The sequence below is a fragment of the Bacillus sp. FSL M7-1345 genome (assembly GCF_038006985.1).
Taxonomy (GTDB): Bacteria; Bacillota; Bacilli; order Bacillales; family Bacillaceae_G; genus Bacillus_A; species Bacillus_A cereus_U.
Genome location: NZ_JBBOWG010000001.1, coordinates 2,294,095 through 2,317,156 on the forward strand (window position 1 = coordinate 2,294,095; position 23,062 = coordinate 2,317,156).

Genomic DNA, 23,062 nt, shown 5'->3' on the forward strand with positions numbered 1-23,062 from the left:
ATAGTCATTGAATATTGTATAAGTACTCCCATGTAGAAAGTGAATGATTACATGATTAATAGTATGCAATTTTTGTATTTGGTGGCTTCTTATTTATTTGGAAACATATTGACCGCTTATATAGTAACGAAATGGAAACATAATGTTGATATTCGTGAAGAAGGAAGTGGTAATCCTGGCGCAAGAAATATGGGGCGCGTATATGGAAAAGGGTATTTCGTCGCTACATTTTTAGGTGATGCGATCAAAGGGGCAATCGTAGTTTCTATTGCAAAATACCTTTTCGAAGATTCTACATTTGTAATGTTAGCTTTACTGGCTGTTATACTTGGACATATTTACCCAATTTTATTTAAAGGCAAGGGCGGAAAAGGCATTTCAACATTTATTGGAGGGTTAATTGCATTTGATTATTTGATAGCGCTTACTCTTATTGCTGTTTTCATTATATTTTATTTAATCTTTAAAGGATTTACTAAGCCCGGACTAATTACAATCGCTTGTTTACCAGTTTGCATGATTTTGTATTCTTACTCTATTGTTACGACTATTTTAAGTGCACTTATCATTGTACTTATTTTATATGTAAATCGAGAATGAAATGAACTTTTAATAAGTGGAGTTAATCTCCACTTATAATTTTTATTAAATACATAAAGGAGATACAACATGGGGTTAATTTATAAAGTTGCTGATCAAGCTTGGGAATTTGAAAGTATACATAAATTGAATTATAAAACATTTGTAGAAGAAATTCCGCAACATGAAGAAACGAAAGATCGTGTTCGTATAGATCGTTTCCATGAAGAAAATACATATTTAATTTGTTTAGATGACGATAAGTTAGTAGGTATGGTTGCATTGCGAGGAAAACGACCATTCTCGTTAGATTATAAAATTCCAAATCTAGATTTTTATTTGCAAGAACATGGAGAAAATGTATATGAAATTCGTTTACTTTCAGTAGAACGTGAATATCGAAATGGAAGAGCATTGTTAGGTTTAATTCGCTTTTTACATCGTTATTTGCTTCTAAATGGATATGAATTGGCACTCATTTCTGCTACAACACGTGAACTACCTTTATATGAGCAAATGGGATTCAAATCTTTCCATACGTTAGTTGGTACTGAAGAAGCAGCCTTCCAGCCAATGTATGTTACCCCAGCTATGTTTGAAGAGTCGAGTGTTGGGGGTATTATGACGAAAGAATATACGTTTTTACCTGGTCCAGTGGATATTGAAGAAAATGTTCGAAAGGCATTTTCTACTAAGCCTATTTCGCATCGTTCTAAGTCATTTCAAGTGACAATGGAAAATGTAAAAAAACGTTTACTGCAAATGACAAAAGCAAAACGTGTGCAAATAATGTTAGGAACAGGGACGTTAGCGAATGATGCCATTGCTTTACAGTTGAATTCTTTAAAAGGGAAAGGACTAGTTTTAACAAATGGGGAATTTGGGAATAGGTTAGTGGGACATGCAACACGTGCGCAATTACATTATGATACGCATAAAAAAGAAATGGCAGAGCCGTTTCTTTATACAGAATTAGAAAAAATAATGGCAACTGGAAATTATGAATGGCTTTGGTTTGTTCACCATGAAACATCAACTGGAATGTTAAATAATTTAGAAGAACTAAACATTCTTTGTAAAAAATATCAAATGAAACTATGTGTAGATTGTATAAGCTCAATTGGAGCAATACCAATAAATTTGAAGGATGTATATTTTGCAAGTGGTGTTAGCGGAAAAGCGATTAAATCATATACAGGATTATCTTTCGTTTTTCATAACCACATTGTAAAAGTAAACGAGGCAGTACCTGCTTATATGGACATTGGTATGTACGAAGAAAATGAAAGTATCCCATACTCCCATTCATGGAATTTAATTTATGCATTGCAAGAAGCATTAAAAATATTTGAAGATGAAATGGTATTTGAAAAAATAAAAGAGACGTATACATATATTGAACAAGCTATTACTAATATGGGTTTAAATCTTGTTTCACCTAAAGAACATGCCGCGCCAATTATAGTTACCATTCAATTAAATGAAGATCAGTCTTCTAAGGCGCTAGGTGATGCGTTAGCGTTACAAGGATATATTGTTCATTATGAATCAGCGTATTTACAAAAGAATAACTGGATCCAAATTGCATGCCTGAATCATTACAAAGAACGTGATATGAAAAGGATGTTGAATTGTTTACACAGATGTACATTAAAGAATGGCGTACATATATGAGCAATGATTTTTGAACATAGTTGGTTGCGTATAAAGGGATTATTACTTACGAAAACTTAAAAATGAGACAAACAGTAGATTATAAATTATTAGAAGAGGTGTTAGCATGATAACTAAAAAACTACCATTACATATAACAGACATTAAAAAAGCTCAAAACATTTTAGACAGAAATGTTCGTAAAACTCCTTTAGTAAAATCATTTTATTTGACTAGTAAAACAGGCGGAGAAATTCACTTGAAATTAGAAAATATGCAATTAACGGGTTCTTTTAAATTTCGTGGTGCGTTTAATAAAATGTCACAGTTGACAGATCAAGAAAAAGAGCGAGGTGTAATTGCTTGTTCCGCTGGTAATCATGCGCAAGGAGTTGCTTTATCTGCTCATTTACTTGGTATTAAGAGTAAAATTGTGATGCCGATTTCTGCACCGAAGGCGAAAGTTGAAGCAACTAGAGGATACGGATCAGAAGTGATTTTATATGGTGAAACTTTTGATGATGCGAAGGCAAAATGTGAGGAGATTATTAGGAAAACAGGTGAAACATACTTACATCCATATGATGATGTAGAGGTAATGGCTGGTCAAGGTACAATTGGTTTGGACATTCTTGATGATATGTGGGATGTTGATACGGTCATTGTACCAATTGGCGGAGGTGGAATTATTTCTGGAATTGCTGTTGCATTAAAATCTTTTAATCCATCCATTAATATAATTGGTGTACAAGCAGAAAATGTTCATGGGATGAAGGCATCTTATGACAAAGGCACGATTGTAGAACATTATGAGGCACCTACTATAGCAGATGGTTGCGCAGTTAAAATACCAGGCGATCTAACCTTTGAAGTTGTAAAAGAATTAGTAGATGATATTGTAACAGTGTCAGAAGGTGAATTAGAAGTAGCGATGAAAGACTTATTACAGCGTGGTAAAGCCGTTGTAGAAGGTGCAGGTGCATTAGCTACTGCTGCTCTACTTGCAGGGAAAGTGGATACATATATAAAAGGGAAAAAAGTAGTAGCGGTTATATCTGGTGGGAACGTAGACTTGCAACGCATTTCGAGTGTTTGTGAGCAATTTTTTGTAGCTAATGAAGTGAAATAATCTTTAAAAAACATAAATTTTATGAAAGCAGAGCTAAGAAAACTAATCTTAGCTCTGCTTTTTGTCTACTGTATAGTACAAGTTGTAATACACATGCTGTATTTTCCGTATAGTGAATTATTTTATTTAAGCGTCTATTTTCATAGATAACTCAAATAATTATATCAATATTGTCGAAACAGAAACAGAAATTTAATATAATGGTTTTAATGTATGAATGAGCTGTTAGGAGGATAGGCCATGAATAAGGAAGAACAGGTCATGAACGGTTTCAGGGAATTATATAATAAGATGGTTTGGCTAAATAAGGATAAGATGGAAGCAGGTCTGAAGGGTTTTAAGTCTTCTGAAGTACATTGCATTGAATATATTGAAAACAATACAGATTCTAACGTGACACAACTTGCAGAGGCTTTTTATGTGACTCGCGGTGCAATAAGTAGAATGACTAAGAAGCTCATAAAAAAAGGCCTTATCGAAAGTTACCAGAAATCAGAGAATAAAAAAGAGATCTATTTTAGGCTTACTGAACAAGGGAAAGAAATATATAAAATTCACGAAGAGTTGCACAATGAGTTTCAAGAGCGGGATAAAGCTGTATTTGAGCAAGTAACCGAGGAAGAATTCGACAGTATAATTAACTTCGTGGAAAAGTATAGTAGGCATTTGGATGCAGAAATAAAGAAACAAGGTATACATATTAAGTCATAATAAAGTTGAAGCATTCGGGCTTTTATGGATAGTTAATCCCGAAAACTAACTTATTTTCCCGTTCATGCGGGATACATTTAAATAATAAAAAGGTAGCCTGTTCATAGTAAGGCTACCTTTTTATTATTGTATTTTTGTTGACTAATCAACAAAACGGAGTTATCATTTTGTTGACTAAGCAACAAAATGTTTTAAGGGGAGAAGTTAAATGTCTATTTTTAGATCACAAAATGAAAGCGAAACTGAAAAAAACATAGATAAACATGCTTTAATATTCGGCCTTATTTCTGTATTTCTTTGTGGAATAGGTTTCAGTATCATTATGCCTGTAGTGCCATTCTTAGTGCAGCCTTATATAAGTAGTCCGAAAGAACAGGCTCTAGTTGTTACGCTACTGACCTCTGTTTATGCGGTTTGCGTGTTTTTTGCTGCTCCTGCACTCGGGGCTTTGAGCGATAAATATGGCCGTCGTCCATTACTTTTAATATGCCTTTTCGGTTCCGCAATCGGGTACTTAGTTTTTGGTATAGGAGGGGCTTTATGGGTACTATTTGCTGGACGCATAATAGAAGGAATAACAGGCGGGAGTATAAGTACAATTTTTGCATATTTTGCAGATATCATTCCTCCAGAACAGAGAACGAAGTACTTTGGATGGGTGAGTGCAGTGGTAGGTGCAGGAACCATTATTGGACCAACACTTGGGGGATTACTTGCCAAGTTTGGTCATTCTGTACCTTTATATTTTGGAGCGTTCATAACTTTATTAAATGTCTTATATGGGATGAAATATATGCCTGAGAGTCTTGACAAAAATAATAGGTTAAAAGAGATTACTTTTGTAAGGTTAAATCCTTTTGTACAACTTGCAAACATACTTTCCATGAAAAACTTAAAATGGTTACTTGTCTCAGCGTTTTTACTTTGGATGCCTAACGGATCTTTACAAGCAATTTTCACACAATTTACGATGGATACTTTTAGCTGGAAGCCTGCACTAATCGGACTTATGTTTTCAATTATGGGCTTTCAAGACATCATTTCACAAGCTTTTATAATGCCAAAGCTTTTGATCAAGCTTAGTGATAAACAAATAGCTATACTTGGAATGGTTTCGGAGATTATTGGCTACAGTTTTATTGCAGCATCTGCTTTGTTTTCCCTATATCCTCTTCTAATCGTTGGGATGTTACTGTTTGGTTTTGGTGACTCGATTTTCGGACCTTCATTCAATGGGATGCTTTCAAAGTCTGTCGATTCTAGTGAACAAGGGAGGATTCAAGGTGGTAGCCAATCTATTCAAGCTTTGGCAAGAATGATTGGTCCAATTATTGGAGGACAAATCTATGTATCACTTGGTCATGCAGCTCCTGCTTTTATGGGGATGATTCTTATAGTAGTGGCAATAGCAGTTTTGTATAAAGGGACGCATGTAACTGTATAAACTATCTGCACTATTATGGTCTTTCTTTATATAAGGATGTCTCTACGGGAATCTTTCCTGAATGAATTGTATAACAGATAAATATAAGAACAAATAATAGGGTGTCAGAACTTAGGAACAAGTACTGGCCCCTATTTGTTTACAGTTTGAGAGCTAAGAAAAATTAAGAATTTATTCTGTAATGCTCTCATGGTGAAGGTTAAATAGAACTATCAATAATTAAAGTTAGCTTTTTTGAAAGTAAAAAGCTATGTAAATGACTAGATAGTTTAATTATGCTTGTGCTGAAGTAAATAATGACTCCATTTTTACTTTGCTCTTTTCTCGAATTTCACTGTCCGCATGGCGCATTACAAATTTATGCGCTATAGCGATTGCTAAAACATCATCTAATAAGCCGATCCCAATAATAGCAGCTATATCTGGAATGAAGTCGATTGCTAATACGTAATAAGATAAAGCAGCTAATATTATGAATTTCGCTTTAGTAGGTAACCCTTTTTTTCTCATTGTGTAGTATAAAATAATACTTTCATATACGCTTGATTTCCCGAGGTTTGCTGAGCTTTTTTTGAATTTTTTCCAAAGTGTCTGTTTCTCCATATAAACACTCCTTTTACAAAAACATAGATTTTTTAAAAGGATGGACAAAGAAGCGAAAGAATAATCAATTTTATTGTTTTTTCTTATTGTATATTTCGATATTTATAAGCGGATACCTGTTCAAAATAAAACAATGCTTGTTAAGCGGATACGAATATGGAGATGGATGAAGAGAATATCTGTTTTGGAAAGCAAATAAGTTTCCGATAGAGGTTTCAATGAATTATTTGCGTTCTGCAACGAAGGCAGAAAAAACTTTTGATTTCTTAATACCAGCTATCTTGACAATAATTATTAGATTGTTTATAGCGTATATGAATCCGAATACAACAATAATATTGAAAGGAATTAAGGATATAAATAATCAATCACTTACATTCATTCCAATTTTAGCTGGTTTTAATATAGCTAATTACCTCGTTCCTTATGATTCTAGTACTTGCTGGTTCATTTGCTACAAGTATTTTTGCTGATAGAACGTTTTTTATCCCTAATTTACCAAAACAACCATATCGTTTTGGCGTAGGTGTTTATGAGGGCGTAGTAGCTCATAGTACAGCGACTTCTGAAATATTCAAAAGTATGAATCTCGTACATGAAGAAACGCATTTGTTCAATATGCTGTTGATTGAGATGAAACAATCCAAATCGCTAATATAAAATACATTGCATATGGCGGTGGACCTGCTGCTAATAAACGATTTGTACATGTAGAGTTATGTGAAACAGCAGACCATACAAAGCTCGAGCGTTCATATGAAAAATACGTAAAACTTTTAGCGGAAATCTTAAAAGATAACAAGTTATCTGTAGGAAAAGGATTGTGGATTCACTACGATGTGATTAAATATCTTGGCGGTACAGATCATGAAGATCAACTTGATTATTTAAAATCTCATGGGGGATCAGGAGCTCAATCCCGTGCTGATGTACAACGCGCATACAATAATTCTAGTGTGGATGTTTCTGTACCTGAAAGCCACCTAAACCAACAGAAGTACCAACAGCTGTAACCGATGGTATAGCTTATATTGAAGGCTACAACGTTAATTTACGTAAAGGACCAGACACAAGCTATTCTAAGATTCGTCAACTAAATAAATCAGAAGCTTATGTTGAATGGGGCGAAAAGCCTGGTTGGTTAAACCTTGGTGGAGAGCAATGGATTAAGAACAATCCATCCTATGTGAAGTTTAGTAAGAAAAGTACAGTAGATTCTTCTATTGTAGGAAAGCGTGTTGTTTCTAAAGTTAACATTCTACGTTTCTATGATGCTCGATCTTGGCAGGATAAAGACGTGGATGGTTTTGTAGATGTAGGTGAGGTATTTACAATTTTTAGGAAGTTAAATGTGGAAGGTTCAGTACAATTTAAGGTGCACAATAGTATAGGGAAAACATATTATATTACGATCAATGAAGTTTATGTATTTGTAACTGTATTACTACAGTATAGTACACTCATAGGAGGTAGTTATGTGTTTGATAAAAATGAAATACAAAAGATAAATGGGATACTTCAAGCTAATGCATTAAATCCAAATCTAATTGGCCCTACACTTCCCCCAATCCCACCATTTACTTTACCAACAGGTCCAACAGGAGGGACAGGTCCAACGGGAGTAACGGGTCCAACAGGAGTAACGGGTCCAACGGGAGTAACGGGTCCAACAGGAGTAACGGGTCCAACAGGAGTAACGGGTCCAACGGGGGGAACGGGTCCAACAGGAGTAACGGGTCCAACGGGAGTAACGGGTCCAACAGGAGTAACGGGTCCAACAGGAGAGACAGGCCCAACAGGAGGAACTGAAGGTTGTCTTTGTGATTGCTGTGTTTTACCTATGCAAAGCGTTTTACAACAACTTATTGGAGAAACTGTTATTCTTGGCACTATTGCAGACACACCCAACACGCCCCCGCTTTTCTTTCTATTTACTATCACTTCTGTGAATGATTTTTTAGTTACAGTTACAGATGGCACCACAACCTTTGTGGTCAATATATCTGATGTAACAGGGGTAGGTTTTTTACCACCAGGACCACCTATTACATTACTTCCACCTACCGATGTAGGATGTGAGTGTGAATGTCGTGAACGACCAATTAGACAATTACTGGATGCGTTTATCGGATCTACAGTAAGTCTTTTAGCAAGTAATGGTTCTATTGCAGCAGATTTTAGCGTGGAACAAACAGGACTTGGGATAGTACTAGGGACATTACCTATAAATCCAACTACAACCGTTAGGTTTGCAATTTCAACTTGTAAAATTACAGCTGTGAATATAACCCCTATTACGATGTAGTTTATTTCTTTCAGAAGTATCTGTTGCTACTCGATAAGAAAAGCACAGTTTATTTGTCCACCTTGAAAACGTATTGTTTTCAAAGTGGACAATCTACGTTTCTAGGATGCTCCATCTTGGAAATATAAAGATGGAGCTGGTTCTGTAGATGCAGGGATTTATGATTGATGCAAAAGTGAGTGTCAATGGTTCGCCACAGTACAAAGCACACAGCAGTAAAGGGAAAACATACTATGTTATTGCAAATGAAGCCTATTTATTCATCTAACGCACTATACCTTCATGAGTAATTAACCATGCCCCCTTACTCTTTCTATATCCTTCATTTGTAAATTTCTTACTACTATATTATTGGCGTACAATATATGGCTAAATGTATCTAAATGGTTTTCTAAACGCACAAAATTCCCAAATTGATATGGTAAGGCTATAAAAATTATAATGAAAAATAATAAATATCTCTAATGCACTATTAGGATTTTCCCATTTTATATTGCAAACCATCTTTCTGAAAGATAAGCTCATATGCTAAATCAAAATGAAGGTTATATAATGCTTTCGTATTACATATTAAATTGTAGAACTTAGTTCCTTGATGTACATATTGGTGTAATTTATTTTGAATTGGTGAAACAATGATTTTTAAAATTACGTTAATATCTTCATTAAAGAAGTTATAGGAGGGAATAACTTGGGCTCATTATTTGATGTAATAGCAGATGTTATTTTATTTTATCCTCGAAATGACATGAAATTAAAACATTATATCGCAAAATTAAGTGAATTAGAGTGGTTTCGAAATCTACATGAAGATCCGAAGTATACAAGTTTAATTTGGAGTAATAGAAAAATTAAAAAGTATATTTTGACTTCTGCAAATATGGAAGCATTAATAAAATCCGAGAAAAAACAAAAAGAATTTGTTCATCTAGTACAGGATGAATATAAAAAAAGAAGATAAGAATTTTTTTATTTTTCATATTTGGCGAAACAAATGGTACAATGAAAGCTAATGTGAAAAATAAGGAAAAGAAGTGGTCTATTTGAAAAACTTTTTAGAATTAGGAATTAGTGAAACTTTTAATCATACATTACGTGAAAATGGAATTACAGAAGCAACACCGATTCAGGAGAAGGCAATTCCTGTTATTATGTCAGGTAAAGATATTATTGGGCAGGCGAAAACAGGAACGGGTAAAACGTTAGCATTCGTGTTACCGATTTTAGAAAAAATCGATCCAGAGTCTAGTGATGTTCAGGCTTTAATTGTTGCACCAACAAGGGAACTAGCACTGCAAATTACAACTGAAATTAAAAAAATGCTTGTTCAAAGAGAAGATATTAATGTACTAGCGATATATGGCGGACAAGATGTAGCACAACAATTGAGAAAATTAAAAGGTAATACACATATTGTTGTAGCGACACCAGGACGATTATTAGATCATATACGACGTGAAACAATTGATTTAAGTAATCTTTCAACGATTGTACTAGATGAAGCAGATCAAATGCTTTACTTCGGATTCTTATATGATATTGAAGATATTTTAGATGAGACACCTGATAGTAAACAAACGATGTTATTCTCAGCAACGATGCCAAAAGATATTAAAAAATTGGCGAAACGTTATATGGAAGAGCCGCAAATGATTCAAGTACAAAGTGAAGAAGTAACGGTAGATACAATTGAGCAGCGTGTCATTGAGACGACAGATCGTGCAAAGCCAGATGCACTTCGTTTTGTTATGGATCGTGACCAGCCATTTTTAGCAGTTATTTTCTGTCGTACAAAGGTTAGAGTAAGTAAGCTGTATGATAATTTAAAAGGACTAGGTTATAATTGTGCTGAACTTCATGGTGATATACCTCAAGCGAAACGTGAAAGAGTCATGAAGAGTTTCCGCGAAGCTAAAATTCAGTACTTAATTGCGACTGATGTAGCAGCTCGTGGACTTGATGTAGATGGTGTAACGCACGTATTTAATTTTGATATCCCTGAAGATGTAGAAAGTTATATTCACCGCATTGGCCGAACAGGACGTGCAGGTGGATCAGGTCTTGCAATTACGTTCGTTGCAGCGAAAGATGAAAAACATTTAGAAGAAATTGAAAAAACGCTTGGTGCACCAATACAAAGAGAAATAATCGAACAACCGATGATAAAAAATGTAGATGAAAATGGAAAACCGGTACAAAAGCCGGCTCCAAAGAAATCAGGTCAATATCGTCAAAGAGATAGCCGTGAAGGTTCAAGAAGTGATTCAAAAGGTGGACCAAGAAACGATTCAAGAAATAGTTCGAGAAATGATAACAATCGATCATTTAATAAGCCAAGTAATAAGAAAAGTAGTACAAAACAAGGTCAGCAAAGACGTGGCCGTTAAATAGTTATTATTCAAAAAGAGTCGCAAAGTGTTGCGGCTCTTTTTTGTTTTTATACAACGAAGTCGATATAAGTACAAGGGTGATTGCATAGAAACAACCTTTAAAATTTCATTTACCGTATTAAATAATTTAAAATTCATAAAGGAAATATAAAGTAGGTTGTTGTATATATACGATAACAGGAAACTTTTTACATACTAAACATATACTTTAAATAAACCGACAGTCGGTCCGTAGGAAGGAGTACATGAATGAGGATCGTAAAAGAATATGGGGAGCGTAGAAATGAAATTTTAGAAACTGCTGAACGTTTGTTTGTTACAAAAGGGTATACGAAAACTACAGTAAATGACGTTTTAAAAGAGATTGGTATAGCAAAGGGGACGTTTTATCATTATTTTAAGTCGAAAGAAGAAGTAATGGATGAAATTATTATGAGGATTATTAAAGCAGATGTTGCTAAAGCGAAGGCAATTGTCTCTAATCCTAATATCCCAGTTTTAGATAAGTTATTTCGAGTTTTAATGGAACAATCACCAAAATCAGGAGATGTAAAAGATAAAATGATTGAACAATTTCATCAGCCAAATAATGCGGAAATGCATCAAAAAAGTATAGTACAATCAATTATTCATTTATCTCCTGTTTTAGCAGAGATTTTAGAACAAGGAATCGCTGAAGGCATATTTTCTACTCCATACCCACAAGAAACGATTGAATTATTACTCTCTTCAGCACAGGTCATATTTGATGAGGGTTTATTCCAGTGGAAGCCGGAAGAAATGATGAGGAGAGCTAAAGCTTATATCAAAATGATGGAAGCATCTGTTGGAGCGAAAGAGGGAGCCTTTGATTACATGGTGGAGGTTTTAATCAAACAGAAATAGTAATTTTCTGTTTGGATATTATCGACCGACAGTCGGTCTAAATCGAATGAAAGGTGTGATAAGGATGTCAGCTAGTATAAGGTCTTCGATGAAAGATTTTCACTTAATGGTGAGTGGACAAATTATTACTATTTTAGGTTCAACACTTTTACGTTTTGCCCTGTCATTATATGTGCTAGATATAACAGGGCGTGCTGATATATTCGCAGGGTTATATGCGGTAACGAGTATTCCGTTTTTGCTAGCCCCTCTTGGCGGAGCGATAGCAGATCGTTTCAATCGCCGTAATTTAATGGTTATTTTTGACTTTATCAACGCTGCGATTGTATTAAGCTTTATAGTTTTGTTATTTACTGGACCTGTATCTATTATATTGATTGGAACAATTATGTTTTTACTAGCAGTCGTTAGTGCAATGTATTCACCTGTTGTAATGGCGAGTATTCCGCAATTAGTTCCAGAGAATAAGTTAGAGCAAGCGAACGGTATCGTAAATGGTGTGCAAGCATTGTCAAATATAGTTGCTCCTGTATTAGGAGGAATATTGTACGGCATAATTGGTTTGAAAATGCTCGTAATAATAAGTTGTCTTGCTTTCTTTTTATCTGCGATTTTAGAAATATTTATTAAAATACCTTTTATAAAAAGAGCACGAGAAAGCCATATAATACCGACAATTGTAAAGGATATGAAAGAAGGATTTATATATGTTTTAAAACAACCATTTATTTTGAAATCTATGCTTTTAGCTGCATTACTAAATTTAATACTGACACCGCTATTTGTTGTTGGTGCTCCAATTATTATACGAGTAACAATGGAAAGTAGCGACACATTATACGGAATTGGAATGGGATTGATCGATTTTGCTACTATTTTAGGTGCATTATTAATAGGTTTTTTTGCGAAAAAGCTACAGATGAAAACATTGTATTACTGGATGCTTTTAATAGCTTTATTAGTAATACCAATGGCACTTTCAGTTATGCCGGTTATTCTTAATTTAGGATACTATCCACCATTTATCCTCTTTATACTTTCTTCTATTCTAATTGCAATGATCATGACAATTGTATCCATCTATGTGATTACTGTAGTCCAAAAGAAAACACCAAATGAAAACCTAGGGAAAGTAATGGCAATTATAACAGCGGTATCTCAATGTATGGCACCAATTGGGCAAGTCATTTATGGTTTTATGTTTGAAGGATTCAGTATGAAAATTTATTTACCTATATTAGTTATTAGTTTCATAATGATAATAATAGCTATAGTGACGAAGAAAATATTATGGAATGAAGGGAACTAGCTCCATATGATTAGGAGAATGTTAAAAAGAGATTTCTCTCAAAATAAAATGATAATTACCATTCTATTTATGTTTATCATGTTATCCAGTCTTTTAATGGCAAGTGCTTCAAGTAACGTTATAAATCTATTGAACTCAATGGATCAATTGTTTAAAGTATCAAACGCACCGCACTTCGTACAAATGCATGCCGGAGAAATAAACCAAAAGTCAATTGATTCATTTGTAGCGCAAACTCCTTTTGTAAAAAAACAACAAACAGCAGAGATGGTTCAAATAGGCGGATCTAACATTTTTATAAAGAAGAAAAATCAAGCGGAACATAATAGTGTAATGGACATTAGCTTCGTTAAGCAAAATACTATTTTTGACTTTTTATTAGATTTAAATAATGAAGTGATCGATGTTAGGAAAGGGGAAATAGGTGTACCAATTTATTATATGCAAAAATATAATTTGCGTATTGGAGATAAAATATGGGTTGTGAAAAATAATAATGAGCTAGAATTTACTATTTCGGCATTTGTTCGTGATGTTCAAATGAACCCATCACTTGTTAGTTCAAAACGATTTGTAATAAGCGATGAAGACTTCGAAAGAATAAAGGGGAATTTTGGAGAAAGTGAATATCTTATTGAATTCCAGCTAACAGATTTAGATAAAATAAATGAATTTGAAACTTTATACCAGTCATCAAACTTACCTCAAAAAGGTCCCTCTATTACGTATTCACTCTTTAAAACACTCAATTCATTAACAGATGGAATAATAGCTGCAGTACTTATCATAATAAGTGCATTATTAATGCTAATCGCGATTTTATGTATTAGATTTACGATTATGACTTCAATGGAAGAAGATTATCGGGAAATTGGTGTTATGAAAGCTATCGGCATTCAAAGTAAAGATATTCAAAAACTATATGTAACAAAATATGTTGTTATTTCCGCTATCGGATGTATATGTGGATATATCCTTTCGTTATTTGTTACAAAAATATTTATCTCTAACATCGCACTTTATATGGGGACAGCTAATAAAAGTATTTTATATTATGTTGTGCCATTGATAGTCACAACATTGTTATTTCTAGCCGTTATCCTTTTTTGCCGCATCATTTTGCGGAATTTCAGGAGAATTACAGCAATAGACGCTTTACGATCAAGAGATAAACTAGGAAAAAGAAAGATTAGAAGATTTTTTTCTCTCTCTCAAACTAAAATTACAAATATAAATATATTTATTGGTATACAAGATGTAGTAAAACGCTTTAAGTTATATCGCGTATTAAGTATCGTTTTAATCATAGCCGTGTTCATGATTGTTGTACCTGTTAACTTTTTGTATACGATTCAGTCACCGAAGTTTGTAAATTACATGGGAACAGGAAAAAGTGATATTCGAATAGATTTACAGCAATCTGAAAATATAGAGAAACGATTTAAGGACGTAATTTCATATATACGAAATGATGAAGAAGTAGAAAAATATGCAGCATTTGTAACGAGTACATTTAAAATGGTGAAAGCTGATGGTACACATGAAAACTTAAATGTAGAAGTAGGAGATTTCACTCGATTTCCAATAGAATATGTTAAAGGTATGGCACCAAAAAATGAAAATGAGATCGCTCTCTCTTATATGAACGCAAATGAATTAAAAAAGAATGTAAGGGATGAGATCGTTTTATTTGTAGAAGGAAAAGAGAAAGTGCTAATTATTACTGGTATATATCAAGATGTAACAAATGGTGGCAAAACAGCTAAAGCGAGCTTTTCTTATAATAAAGAAAATATATTATGGTACGTAGTAAATGTAGATATGAAACCCAAAATGAATCTGCAAGAAAAAGTGAAGGAGTATAAACAAAATTTTAATTCTGCAAAAATAACAGATACGGATAATTATTTATCTCAAACTTTAGGAGAGACAATTAAACAATTAAGACTCGTGACACAAGTGGCAATTTTGATTGCTATATTGATATCGGTTTTAATAACTGCGATGTTTTTTAAAATGTTATTAGTAAAAGATTCTTCGCAAATATTAATTATGAAAAGTATCGGCTTTTCCTACAAAGATATTCGTATACAATATGTTACTCGTTCTATTGCTATAGTATTAGTAGGTATTTTAACAGGGACATTTATAGCTGCTACGTTTGGAGAAACACTAATAAGCTGGTTAGGTTCATTTATGGGAGCAGCTCACATAAAGTTTGTTGTTAATCCGATCATTTCTTATGTAATATGTCCAGCTATTTTATTTATATCTGTGACCGTAGCAACACTTTGCAGTAGTTTTACAGTGAAACAAACAAATGATTTAAAGCTAAATGGGGAGTAGGAGGTGTGTAATTTGAAAAAAATTTTAGAAGTAAAACAATTAAATAAAAAATACGCAATGGATGGAAATAAAACTTACCATATGTTAAAAAATATAAATTTAGAGATTTATGAGGGAGAGTTTATATCGGTCATGGGACCTTCTGGTTCAGGGAAATCGACGTTACTATATAATATTAGCGGAATGGATCAAATGTCATCAGGAAGTGTGAAAGTTGATAGTAAAGAAATAACATGTATGAAAGAAGAGGTGTTAGCAAAATTACGACTCAGCGAAATGGGATTTATTTTTCAACAGAGCAATCTTCTTAGAAATTTGAATCTTTTTGATAATATAGTTTTGCCTGCGTATTTAGCAAAAGTTGAGAGCAGGAAAATAATAAATAAACGTGCACTTGAATTGATGAAGAAAACGGGAATTAGTCAAATTGCAACTAATAATATAACTGAAGCATCAGGAGGAGAATTACAAAGGGTATCTATTTGTAGAGCACTCATAAATAAACCTAATATTATTTTTGCTGACGAACCAACGGGTGCTTTGAATTTAAAAGCGACAGAAGAGGTAATGGATATTTTAGCAAATATAAACCGTATGGGAACTACAATTATGCTAGTTACTCATGACGTAAAGGTAGCAGCTAAAACAGAAAGAGTTCTTTTTATGGTGGACGGAGAAATTGTTAGCGAAACACAGATGGGTAAGTATAGAAACGATGATTTGAAAGTGCGAGAAGAGAAGTTGTTAAAATGGTTAACCGTACTTGGATTTTAAAGAGATAATATTTTTGACTCCTATTGAATATAGGAGTTTTTTCTTTGTTTGAAAGTTCAAAAAGAGATATAATAATTTTCTGACTATTGATTATGGAGGGGTATAAATGAAAAATGAAACGCTACGTACACAAGAAGATATATTAAAAATGCTTGATTCATTATTAAGATCTGCAGAACCATTTTGGAATGAATTTTATGTGAATAGAGAAAAAGATGTTCCGTTTTTTGAAAATGTTCCAGATGAGAATCTAGTTTCGTATATACAAAAAGAGAGTGTTTCAAAAGGGAAAGTATTAGAACTTGGATGTGGTCCAGGAAGAAATGCAATTTATTTAGCAAATGAGGGATTTGATGTAACAGCAGTAGATTTATCTATAGAAGGTATTAATTGGGCGAAAGAGAGGGCATTAGAAAAAGGAATAGAAATTCACTTTATTTGTGATTCAATTTTTAATTTAGGTGCTCAAAATGAATTTGATTTTGTATACGATTCGGGCTGTTTGCATCACATTCCACCGCATAGAAGAATGAATTATGTCGATTTAATTAAAAACTCATTGAAATCTGGTGGTTATTTCGGATTAACATGTTTTGCAGCTGGCGATTTAGATGAGAGGAATGGATCAGAAATAACGGATTGGGACGTATATAGAGGTTGGAGTTTACAAGGTGGTCTTGCCTATTCGGAAGAAAAATTAAGGGGAATATTTAAAGAGTTTGAAGTGATTGAAATTAGGAAGATGAAACAAATTGAACAACCAAATAATATGTTTGGAGAATCATTTCTTTGGACAGCATTATTTAAGAAGAAATAAAACATAGATAATTGACAAACTCATCGTTTTTATAGACAATACACTTATAAGAATGTACGTTCGGCTTTATTGTCCGATGTATGTTTTGCATAAATACATAACAAGGGGATGTCTCTAAATGAGTAATACAAATCAAAAAATCACTACGTTTTTAATGTTTGAGGGAAAAGCTGAAGAAGCGATGAATTTTTACACGTCGCTATTTGATCAATCAGAAATTGTAAACATCTCTCGTTACGATGAAAAGGGACCTGGTAAAGAGGGAACTGTAATACATGCAACATTCACGTTAAATGGCCAAGAATTCATGTGTATCGATAGTTATGTAAAGCATGATTTTACATTCACTCCATCTATGTCTCTTTATGTAACTTGTGATACGGAAGAGGAAATCGAAACAGTTTTTAATAAACTAGCACAAGATGGAAAAGTTCTTATGCCTTTAGGTTCATATCCGTTTAGTAAAAAGTTTGGCTGGTTAAATGATAAGTATGGCGTATCTTGGCAGTTAACTCTTGCTGGAGATGAATAATTAAAATAATATGGTGACATTAACGTCATAACAAAAGGGATGATTCAAGACTAATATGTATCATCCCTTTTATTTTTTGTTTTACAAACGTCACTGGTTTTTAAAGAACGTTTCATTATTATAACTAAAGAAGAAAGACCATCGTTATTCAATAAGATTAAAATAGATTTAGCTACCCGTTGTATTTATAACAACTTTAGGTTTTTATATAATATAAAACTGCTAATTTAATTTTTCAGCTTATCTAGTAATTGAATTCATTAACTGGAAGAAGTATTCAGGTTTATAAGTCTTATTTAGGTTATACCATGAATGTAACGTATCTGGTGCAAATACATCAATTTTTTTCAATACTTCCATTGCAAATTCCAGAGGAGCTACTCCTGATGCAGTAATCAAATTTTCATCACATACTGCAGGTTCCATCTTATAAAGTTGTTCTCCTTTATAATTAGGACAAACCATTTTAATATATTCTAAATCATTGCTTGTATGTTTTCTAGAATCTAGGTATCCAAAGTTCGCTAACCCCTCAGTTGCACCACAAATGGCAGCAACAATAGTGCCGAGTTTTAACGCTTCACCAATTTTTTTTAAGATAGGGTGATGAATGCTTTCTCCCCAAGTAGTCCCTCCAGGTAAAACTAAAAGATCGTTACTCTCAAGAGTACATGTATCAAGAGAAATATCTGGCTTTATGCTCAGTCCTCCCATCGTAGTAATAATTTCATTATTAGCTCCTACTGTAACTACCTTTAAAGGGGCTAACTCTTTTTTGAAATATCTTCCTGAGTTTAATTCTGCAATTAAATGTCCATATTCCCAGTCTGACATCGTATTAAATACATAAAGATAAACTTTTTTTGTTTGCATACAATAACACTCCAATCACAATTGAGTTTTTCAAAAAAATATTAATAAATAAATTTTACAATATTTATCATTTGAATTTAACCTATTTCTTTAAGAATTCTTTAAAAAGTAATTTGGATACTTTATTTGAAGGTATAGTTTAAGAATTAAACAGCCTTCAAAAAATATAATAGTTGAAATTTGTTGGTTTTAGAATGAAGAAATTAGGCTCAATATACCAACTTAATTATTCATAATTGAGTTGTGGTATAATTTACATACAGGGGGAAAGTAGATGACACAACATAAAGAAGAGCAAATGAATGAGGCATTAGCATTATTTTACTTTGCATATAAAACTTTCACAGAAAAACCAGATGAAATAATAAAAGAATATAGTATACAGCGTGTACATCATAGAATTTTGTTTTTTATCGCTCGTTTTCCAGGGCTTAGTGTAAATGAGTTGCTATCACTTTTAGAAATAAGTAAACAAGCTCTTCACGGACCGTTGCGCCAACTGTTAGATAAAGGACTTATTGAGAGTAATGAAGCTGCACATGATCGTCGTGTGAAACAGCTGTCTTTAACAGAAGAAGGAACAGACTTAGAGAAAAAACTGAGCGATGTTCAAAGAGAGCAAATGGGAGCTATTTTTGAACAGTTTGGCGAATCATGTGAAGAAAATTGGCATCAAGTTATGAATGAAATGGCAAATAGCCGTTCAGGATTTGATGCATGGACGGCTAAGCGTGAAATACCAGTAGAATAAAAGATAGAAATAGTATCTTGTTTTGTAGTTTGAAAAATCATAAATTTTCATCTGTATATTTGGCAACTATGGATAAAAAATTCACATTACCAAAAACTTTATATGTGTACGTATTGAAATTTTAAAATTCATATTTCCGAGAGGGGAATTATAATGATAAAACTTGTACTCATTCGTCACGGACAAAGTTTGTGGAATCTTGAAAATCGATTTACAGGATGGACAGATGTAGATTTATCAAAGAATGGATTAAGTGAAGCGAGAGAAGCAGGAACAATATTAAAAAAGAATGGATATACGTTTGATATTGCCTATACATCAGTATTAAAACGAGCAATTCGTACATTATGGATTGTACTTCATGAAATGGATCTCACTTGGGTCCCTATACATAACTCATGGAAGTTGAATGAACGCCATTATGGTGCACTACAAGGATTGAATAAAGACGAAACTGCAAAAAAATATGGAGATGAAAAAGTTCATATTTGGAGAAGAAGTATAGATGTGAGACCGCCTGCACTTACTGAAGATGATCCCCGATATGAAGCGAATAATCCGAGATACAAAACGTTAAAAAAAGGCGAGTTCCCATTAACTGAATGTTTAGAGGATACGGAGAAAAGAGTACTTGATTATTGGCATGCAAAAATCGCACCGGCATTAAAAAATGGTGAAAAAGTAATTATTTCATCACACGGCAATACGATTCGTTCACTTGTGAAATACTTAGACAATCTCTCAAATGATGGTGTAGTAACATTAAATATACCGACTAGCATTCCGCTTGTTTATGAATTGGACGAAAATTTACATCCGATTCGTCATTATTACTTAAGTATGGACGGGGAAGTACCTGAAGGGGAAATTCCGAAACATATTTATTTTTAACGTGAAAATTTGAAACGCATGCTTGTCTACATATACAATGTAGATTCATGATAAAAGACGTGGCCTGCTTCTAATGTATATGCGATGTAGCTAACTTTAGAAGGTTGTCCACGTCTTTTGTCATAAAGATGGCTCTTTGCGCATGTAATGGTATCGTGAGTAGTTTTGGAATGGAGGGTGATGTGATTGACGATCTCTAACATTCGAATCGGCTTATTTATTTTAGCAATCGTCTTTATTGTTCTTGTTTTCTTTTATTGGAAAAATGAAGAATTGTATGAGGAGAAGAAACAGCGAATTCGAAAAACGTGGTACGGTTTGTTCATAACATCAGTCACAGTTTATTTCACGATAAAAGGAATAGATTTAACCCTCTGGAAAAATCTTTTAATGTTTACTGCGATGGTAATTTTCGTTGATATTGCATTCATTTTGACACCTAACATTTCAGAAATATGGGGTGCAAAATTCAGTGATATCGGAAAGACGGTCCAATCAATTAAACGGTCATTAATTGCTTCAAAAGCAAGAGGAGAAATATATACGACAATTATTCAAAATGTAAATCCAGCAGCATTTGGGACAATGGAATGGCACACGGAAGAAGAATATACAAAAAGTTTAAACGCATTTCTTGATTCGTATGGTGAAAAAGTAGGTGCGAAAATTGTTGTATTTGAAGCAGCGAACGAATTAAATACGAATTTCCGTGGTATTCGCTCTCAATTTAGTATTACAGTACCTCTAGAACATATAGAGCAATGGAATGGCCAGCAAGCGGTTCAAGTAGAAAATGTCGGAATTATACCAGCAAAAATAGTGAATGATGTTTTTATTGTTATTGATGGGAAGAAGAATAACCTTCAAGATCGAGATTTTGAAAATGTATATAATTTAACAATACATCATAGTTATTTTTGTAAGTAGGACAGAATCTTTTTCTGTCCTTTTCATCTATACATAATGTTTAAAAAAATTCGGACACAGTTGTATAAAATAGGACAATCATTCCTACACTAGCACGTAGAGGTGATTGCAGTGATAAAAGAATATGACAATGATTTTTTTAAAGAAGAAAATGAAGATGCAACAGATTTTTCTTTAATAAAAGGAGATACTTTGCAGCAAGTAGAAGAGTTAGAAGAAGAATTAAAAAGAAAGTGATAAGTGTACACGCTGTCTATATTTACTATATAATATAAATAAAAGATTGTATCTTTTGTAAAAGGGGGAGAAGGTATGGCAGAATTAAATGTACAAAAGTCTTCGTTTTTTAAAGATAAAAAGGAAGAATCAAATACAGATTTCTCTCTTGTGAAAGGTGCATTAACGGAAAAAATAGATCACTTAGAGAAACTGATTGATGGGAAAACATCTAAATATATACAACATAAGAAATTGAAGGAGAATACATAAATGTGTTCTCCTTTAATTTTTTGTTTCGTTATTGGTAGGGAATTATTCAGTATAAAAGTAAAATGGTGAATCATGATATAATAGAAGGTGATTTAAGTTATTTACATATGGATTGTATTTGAGAGAGGAGCTTGAAAAATGTATTCTACTTTAGAACAATTAACAAAGCACCCTGTATTTTATCATTTTGCAGAAATTTCAAAGATTCCTAGAGGATCAGGTAATGAAAAAGAAATTAGTGATTACTTAGTGAGTTTCGCAAAGGAACGTAATTTAGAAGTTATTCAAGACGAAGCGTTAAATGTCATTATAAAAAAAGAAGCTACTTCTGGTTATGAGAATGTTCCAGCTATTATCATTCAGGGGCACTCTGATATGGTGTGCGAAAAAAACCAAGCGACAGTTCATGATTTTGAGAAAGATCCAATTGAATTAAGAATTATTGGTGATATGTTATATGCAAGCGAAACTACATTAGGTGCTGATAATGGTATTGCCGTTGCATATGCATTAGCATTATTAGATTCAACAGACATTCCGCATCCAGCTTTAGAAGTTGTTATTACAACTGAAGAAGAAACGACAATGGGCGGTGCATTCGCTGTCGATTCAAATAATTTTGACGGAAAAATATTTATTAATATTGATTCTGAAGAAGATCATAAATTACTAGTGAGTAGCGCAGGTGGTGCGAAAGCAGTTGAAACAATTCCAGTAATTTGGGATGAGGCACCAGTTGATATGGATACATACCGTCTATATGTTGGTGGACTTAAGGGCGGACATTCTGGTATGGAAATTGATAAACAACGTGGGAATGCGAACAAAGTACTAGGACGAGTTTTACGTGATTTATCAATAAATATTCAATTTGATATAAGTGATGCTCACGGCGGATTAAAAACGAATGCAATTCCACGTGAAAGTGTAGCTACAATTTTATTACGTCAAGAAGATGTAGAGCAAGTTGAAGAAAAATTAAAATCATGGACACGAGTATTACAAGAAGAAATGCGTGCTGTTGATCCGGATGTTCATGTTACACTTACAAAATTAGATGAGAAAGTAGAAAAAGTATTTGCTAAAGAAACACAAAAACAGCTTATTTCTTCATTATTCTTAATTCCGAACGGCATTCAAAGTATGAGCATGGATATTAAAGGTCTAGTAGAAAGCTCAACAAATTTAGGCGTTATTGAAACGTTGCAAGATGAAATTAAATTACGTAACGAAGTGAGAAGTTCTGTAAGTAGTTTAAAACAACATGTTGCAGATGAAATTAAATGTATTGCCGAATTAGTTGGTGCAACATTTGAAATAGAGTCAGAGTATCCAGAATGGCCATACAATCCTAATTCGCCTATCCGTAATTTATTCGAAAAAGTGCACCAAGAAAAATACAGCAAAGATGCTGAAATCTTCGCAGTACATGCAGGGATTGAGTGCAGCGTATTTGTTCAAAAAATGCCTGAATTAGATGCAATTTCATTCGGTCCAGATATCTTTAATGTTCACACACCAGATGAGCATATTAGTATTTCTTCTGTTGTGAATAACTGGGGATTCTTTGTTGATGTAATGAAGGGAACGAAAGAATTAGCCTAAGTAATAACCGATGCATTTAAGTGCAGCCCATAAAAATTTATAGGCTGCT

General features: G+C 33.4%; 23 protein-coding genes and 3 pseudogenes. 23 read left to right on the top strand and 3 right to left on the bottom strand.

Annotated elements, in window-relative coordinates:
- Positions 1-51 precede the first annotated feature (51 nt).
- The 5 genes from plsY (at position 52) to MHB76_RS11920 (ending at position 5,516) form a co-directional block, all read left to right on the top strand.
- On the top strand, positions 52-600 hold the full coding sequence (plsY, locus tag MHB76_RS11900) for a glycerol-3-phosphate 1-O-acyltransferase PlsY (protein ID WP_002085555.1): 549 nt from the start codon (positions 52-54) through the stop codon (positions 598-600).
- Positions 601-669: 69 nt separating this feature from the next.
- On the top strand, positions 670-2,253 hold the full coding sequence (locus MHB76_RS11905) for an aminotransferase class V-fold PLP-dependent enzyme (RefSeq protein ID WP_078174368.1): 1,584 nt from the start codon (positions 670-672) through the stop codon (positions 2,251-2,253).
- Between the two features lie 106 nt (positions 2,254-2,359).
- Positions 2,360-3,361 (top strand): bifunctional threonine ammonia-lyase/L-serine ammonia-lyase TdcB, encoded by a 1,002-nt coding sequence (gene tdcB / locus MHB76_RS11910; RefSeq protein ID WP_078174369.1) that lies wholly within the window; start codon positions 2,360-2,362, stop codon positions 3,359-3,361.
- Positions 3,362-3,601: 240 nt separating this feature from the next.
- Positions 3,602-4,072: a MarR family transcriptional regulator gene (locus MHB76_RS11915; protein WP_078174370.1), complete on the top strand. Its 471-nt coding sequence runs from the start codon at positions 3,602-3,604 to the stop codon at positions 4,070-4,072.
- Between the two features lie 208 nt (positions 4,073-4,280).
- Positions 4,281-5,516: an MFS transporter gene (locus MHB76_RS11920; RefSeq protein WP_078174371.1), complete on the top strand. Its 1,236-nt coding sequence runs from the start codon at positions 4,281-4,283 to the stop codon at positions 5,514-5,516.
- 273 nt (positions 5,517-5,789) lie between these two features.
- Here the strand turns inward: MHB76_RS11920 and MHB76_RS11925 are convergent, their stop codons facing one another.
- On the bottom strand, positions 5,790-6,119 hold the full coding sequence (locus MHB76_RS11925; RefSeq protein WP_078174372.1) for a YkvA family protein: 330 nt from the start codon (positions 6,117-6,119) through the stop codon (positions 5,790-5,792).
- Between the two features lie 218 nt (positions 6,120-6,337).
- Between MHB76_RS11925 and MHB76_RS11930 the strand changes: the two genes are divergently transcribed.
- The 4 genes and pseudogenes from MHB76_RS11930 to MHB76_RS11945 all read left to right on the top strand — a co-directional run.
- Positions 6,338-6,592, top strand: a complete 255-nt coding sequence (locus MHB76_RS11930; RefSeq protein WP_002085542.1) for a hypothetical protein — start codon at positions 6,338-6,340, stop codon at positions 6,590-6,592.
- A pseudogene (locus MHB76_RS11935) lies at positions 6,546-7,554 on the top strand (N-acetylmuramoyl-L-alanine amidase); the annotation flags it as partial. The gene MHB76_RS11930 and the pseudogene MHB76_RS11935, both read left to right, overlap by 47 nt.
- Positions 7,555-7,596: 42 nt before the next feature.
- Positions 7,597-8,424, top strand: coding sequence for an exosporium leader peptide-containing protein (locus tag MHB76_RS11940; RefSeq protein WP_340988168.1), 828 nt, complete (start codon positions 7,597-7,599; stop codon positions 8,422-8,424).
- A 66-nt stretch (positions 8,425-8,490) separates the two neighbouring features.
- Positions 8,491-8,692, top strand: a pseudogene (locus tag MHB76_RS11945) (N-acetylmuramoyl-L-alanine amidase); the annotation flags it as partial.
- 216 nt (positions 8,693-8,908) lie between these two features.
- Here the strand turns inward: MHB76_RS11945 and MHB76_RS11950 are convergent.
- Positions 8,909-9,097, bottom strand: a pseudogene (locus MHB76_RS11950) (hypothetical protein); the annotation flags it as partial.
- 18 nt (positions 9,098-9,115) lie between these two features.
- On the opposite strand from MHB76_RS11950, the gene MHB76_RS11955 reads away from it, so the two are divergent.
- The 8 genes from MHB76_RS11955 (at position 9,116) to MHB76_RS11990 (ending at position 17,477) form a co-directional block, all read left to right on the top strand.
- Positions 9,116-9,385, top strand: a complete 270-nt coding sequence (locus MHB76_RS11955) for a hypothetical protein (protein WP_078174373.1) — start codon at positions 9,116-9,118, stop codon at positions 9,383-9,385.
- A gap of 73 nt (positions 9,386-9,458) precedes the next feature.
- Positions 9,459-10,811, top strand: a complete 1,353-nt coding sequence (locus MHB76_RS11960) for a DEAD/DEAH box helicase (protein ID WP_078174374.1) — start codon at positions 9,459-9,461, stop codon at positions 10,809-10,811.
- A gap of 252 nt (positions 10,812-11,063) precedes the next feature.
- Positions 11,064-11,699, top strand: a complete 636-nt coding sequence (locus tag MHB76_RS11965; RefSeq protein WP_078174375.1) for a TetR/AcrR family transcriptional regulator — start codon at positions 11,064-11,066, stop codon at positions 11,697-11,699.
- Between the two features lie 46 nt (positions 11,700-11,745).
- Positions 11,746-13,008, top strand: a complete 1,263-nt coding sequence (locus MHB76_RS11970) for an MFS transporter (protein ID WP_254866017.1) — start codon at positions 11,746-11,748, stop codon at positions 13,006-13,008.
- 6 nt (positions 13,009-13,014) lie between these two features.
- Positions 13,015-15,354 (top strand): ABC transporter permease, encoded by a 2,340-nt coding sequence (locus MHB76_RS11975; protein ID WP_340986599.1) that lies wholly within the window; start codon positions 13,015-13,017, stop codon positions 15,352-15,354.
- Positions 15,355-15,366: 12 nt separating this feature from the next.
- Positions 15,367-16,128, top strand: coding sequence for an ABC transporter ATP-binding protein (locus tag MHB76_RS11980; RefSeq protein WP_340986600.1), 762 nt, complete (start codon positions 15,367-15,369; stop codon positions 16,126-16,128).
- 106 nt (positions 16,129-16,234) lie between these two features.
- Positions 16,235-16,945 (top strand): class I SAM-dependent methyltransferase, encoded by a 711-nt coding sequence (locus tag MHB76_RS11985; protein ID WP_078174378.1) that lies wholly within the window; start codon positions 16,235-16,237, stop codon positions 16,943-16,945.
- A 118-nt stretch (positions 16,946-17,063) separates the two neighbouring features.
- Positions 17,064-17,477: a VOC family protein gene (locus MHB76_RS11990; RefSeq protein WP_016104868.1), complete on the top strand. Its 414-nt coding sequence runs from the start codon at positions 17,064-17,066 to the stop codon at positions 17,475-17,477.
- 240 nt (positions 17,478-17,717) lie between these two features.
- On the opposite strand, the gene MHB76_RS11995 is transcribed toward MHB76_RS11990, so the two are convergent.
- Positions 17,718-18,350 (bottom strand): DJ-1/PfpI family protein, encoded by a 633-nt coding sequence (locus tag MHB76_RS11995; RefSeq protein ID WP_199709932.1) that lies wholly within the window; start codon positions 18,348-18,350, stop codon positions 17,718-17,720.
- 274 nt (positions 18,351-18,624) lie between these two features.
- Here MHB76_RS11995 and MHB76_RS12000 point away from each other — a divergent pair, with 274 nt between their 5' ends.
- The 6 genes from MHB76_RS12000 to pepD all read left to right on the top strand — a co-directional run bounded on the left by MHB76_RS12000 (position 18,625) and on the right by pepD (position 23,013).
- The gene (locus MHB76_RS12000; protein WP_002161788.1) at positions 18,625-19,101 is read left to right on the top strand and encodes a MarR family winged helix-turn-helix transcriptional regulator; all 477 of its coding nucleotides are present in this window, start codon (positions 18,625-18,627) and stop codon (positions 19,099-19,101) included.
- 153 nt (positions 19,102-19,254) lie between these two features.
- Entirely contained in the window at positions 19,255-19,992 is a 738-nt protein-coding gene (gene gpmA / locus MHB76_RS12005) for a 2,3-diphosphoglycerate-dependent phosphoglycerate mutase (protein ID WP_199709931.1), read from the top strand.
- A 186-nt stretch (positions 19,993-20,178) separates the two neighbouring features.
- Positions 20,179-20,919: a type II toxin-antitoxin system SpoIISA family toxin gene (locus MHB76_RS12010; RefSeq protein WP_016104871.1), complete on the top strand. Its 741-nt coding sequence runs from the start codon at positions 20,179-20,181 to the stop codon at positions 20,917-20,919.
- A 111-nt stretch (positions 20,920-21,030) separates the two neighbouring features.
- Entirely contained in the window at positions 21,031-21,156 is a 126-nt protein-coding gene (locus MHB76_RS12015; protein WP_002109948.1) for a hypothetical protein, read from the top strand.
- Between the two features lie 75 nt (positions 21,157-21,231).
- Entirely contained in the window at positions 21,232-21,408 is a 177-nt protein-coding gene (locus MHB76_RS12020) for a hypothetical protein (protein ID WP_002109949.1), read from the top strand.
- A 138-nt stretch (positions 21,409-21,546) separates the two neighbouring features.
- Positions 21,547-23,013 (top strand): beta-Ala-His dipeptidase, encoded by a 1,467-nt coding sequence (gene pepD, locus MHB76_RS12025; protein WP_199709930.1) that lies wholly within the window; start codon positions 21,547-21,549, stop codon positions 23,011-23,013.
- Positions 23,014-23,062: the final 49 nt, after the last annotated feature.